At 71.6% G+C, this 2,035-nt stretch carries 4 protein-coding genes; 1 reads left to right on the top strand and 3 read right to left on the bottom strand.

Annotated features, from left to right (window positions below; translation table 11 throughout):
* From GT030_RS30475 to GT030_RS30465, 3 genes are all read right to left on the bottom strand, one after another.
* The coding region (locus tag GT030_RS30475; protein ID WP_161203853.1) for an NADH-quinone oxidoreductase subunit C at positions 1 to 554 on the bottom strand (554 nt) is incomplete at its 3' end.
* Positions 551 to 1,168, bottom strand: coding sequence for an NADH-quinone oxidoreductase subunit B (locus GT030_RS30470; RefSeq protein WP_161203852.1), 618 nt, complete (start codon positions 1,166 to 1,168; stop codon positions 551 to 553). The genes GT030_RS30470 and GT030_RS30475, both read right to left, overlap by 4 nt.
* On the bottom strand, positions 1,159 to 1,575 hold the full coding sequence (locus GT030_RS30465; RefSeq protein ID WP_086695108.1) for an NADH-quinone oxidoreductase subunit A: 417 nt from the start codon (positions 1,573 to 1,575) through the stop codon (positions 1,159 to 1,161). The genes GT030_RS30470 and GT030_RS30465 overlap by 10 nt, the downstream gene beginning before the upstream one ends.
* 221 nt (positions 1,576 to 1,796) lie before the next feature.
* Here GT030_RS30465 and GT030_RS30460 point away from each other — a divergent pair.
* Positions 1,797 to 2,035: sensor domain-containing protein (locus tag GT030_RS30460; RefSeq protein ID WP_202460754.1), on the top strand; the 239-nt coding region annotated here is incomplete at its 3' end.

Raw genomic sequence — 2,035 nt, 5'->3', positions numbered from 1 at the left:
CCCTTCAGGGGGCCCCACTCGTTGGGATCAGGCACCCCTGGCGGCAGCATCTGGCGCCGCTTGGGGCCGCCGTGCTCCGACTCGCCCGGTTCCTTCGCCCCCGGCCACGCCTTGGCGACGCGGGCGGCGAGGACGAAGTCCTTGCGGAGGGGGTGGCCCTCGAAGTTCTCCGGCAGGAGCAGGTGGTCCAGCGCGGGGTGGCCCGTGAAGTCGACCCCGAACATCTCGTGGGTCTCCCGCTCGTGCCAGGCGGCGCCCGCGTACACGCCGACGGCGCTCGGCAGCACCGGCGTCTCGTGCGGGACGGTCGTGCGCACCAGCAGGCGGCGGACCGGGTGCAGGGCGACGACGTGGGCGGACACCCGGAACCCGGTACCGGGTTCGTCGACCGCGCTCAGCCAGTCGAAATAGGTACAGGTCAGCGTCGTACGAGCCGTCTCAAGGGCGGTGAGCCACGCGGCGGGAGGCACGTCGACGGTGAGGACGTCGTACGACTCCTCGGCGGTGGCGTCGGGGCCGAAGAGCTCCTCCACGGGGGCGGGCAGCCAGCTCATCGCTCGGTCCCCTCCGCGGAAGGAGCCGCCGGCGGATGCACCAGGTCGCTCTGGAGCGCGGCGGCGGACGGCCGGGCCGCGCCCCCCTTGCCGTACCGCTCCGCAAGCGACTCGCGGGCGATCTTCTCCTGGAGCTTGAGGATGCCCTGGAGCAGCGCCTCGGGGCGGGGCGGGCAGCCCGGCACGTACACGTCGACCGGGATGATCTGGTCGACGCCCTTGGTGACGGAGTAGGAGTCCCAGTACGGCCCGCCGCAGTTGGAGCAGGCGCCGAAGGAGATGACGTACTTCGGCTCGGGCATCTGCTCGTACAGCCGCTTCACGGCGGGTGCCATCTTGTCGGTGACCGTGCCGGAGACGACCATCAGGTCGGCCTGGCGGGGGCCCGGTGCGAAGGGGATGACGCCGAGCCGGATGAAGTCGTGGCGGGCCATCGACGCGGCGATGAACTCGATCGCGCAGCAGGCGAGGCCGAAATTGAAGACCCAGAGCGAGTAGCGGCGGCCCCAGTTGAGGACGACCTTCATCGGCTCCGGGGCGAGCCGGGCCAGCGCGCCCAGCCGCTTCGGCTCGGGCAGCAGTACCGGCTCGGGGGCGGCCGGGTTCACGTCCATGTCAGGACGCCCTTCTTGTAGGCGTACAGCAGGCCGACGGCGAGGAAGCCCAGGAAGATGAACATCTCCACCAGGGTGGCCGCGCCGTAGCCGGGGGCGGCGAAGACCGTCGCCCAGGGGAACAGGAAGATCGAGTCGACGGCGAAGATGACGTACAGGAAGGCGTAGACGTAGTACCGGACCTGGGTGTGGGCCCAGCCCTCCCCGACGGGATCGACACCGCACTCGTAGGTCATGAGCTTCTCGGGGGTGGGCACCACGGGCCGCAGCAGGCGGCCGGCGCCGAAGGCGGCCGCCACGAAGAGCACGCCGACGACGGCGAGCAGGCCCACGACCGAGTAGGACCCGAAGTAGTCCGACGTGGTGCCGCCCGCGGCGACCGTCGTCACCCCCAACGTCTCCCGCACCGTCCGTCCCTCGCTCCCTGACCGGGTGTCCTCCGTGACCTCCGCGCGCCCTGTGACGGATGCGGCCGGAGGTTTGCGTACGCACGGGAGTCTAGGCCCTGATAAAGCGCCGGTAAGCAGCCCGTGACGGGCTGCGAAGCCGGGGGTGGGGTTTTCCCCAGGGCCCGGAAGGCGGTCCACCGCATGGCGTACGGGCCTTCGGGCACGGCAGGCTGGCCGCCATGACCGCTCCCGCTCCCGCCGCCGGACCGGCCGGCGACTTTGGCCGTCCGCCGTCCGCCCGGCTCGCCTTCGACGCGCACACCTGGAAGGAGATAGCGCATCTCCTGCTGAACCTGCCGCTGGCGGTGGTGGGCTTCGTGTACGCGGTCACCGTGCTGTCCGTGAGCGGGGGCCTCACCGTCACGGTACTCGGGCTGCCGCTGCTGGCGGGCTCCCTGCTGGGCGCCCGGCTGCTGGG

This window comes from Streptomyces sp. SID1328 (assembly GCF_009865595.1).
GTDB classification, from domain to species: domain Bacteria; phylum Actinomycetota; class Actinomycetes; order Streptomycetales; family Streptomycetaceae; genus Streptomyces; species Streptomyces griseoluteus.
Note: the sequence above shows the minus strand (reverse complement) of the source record. Positions and strands in the feature narration are given on the sequence as shown.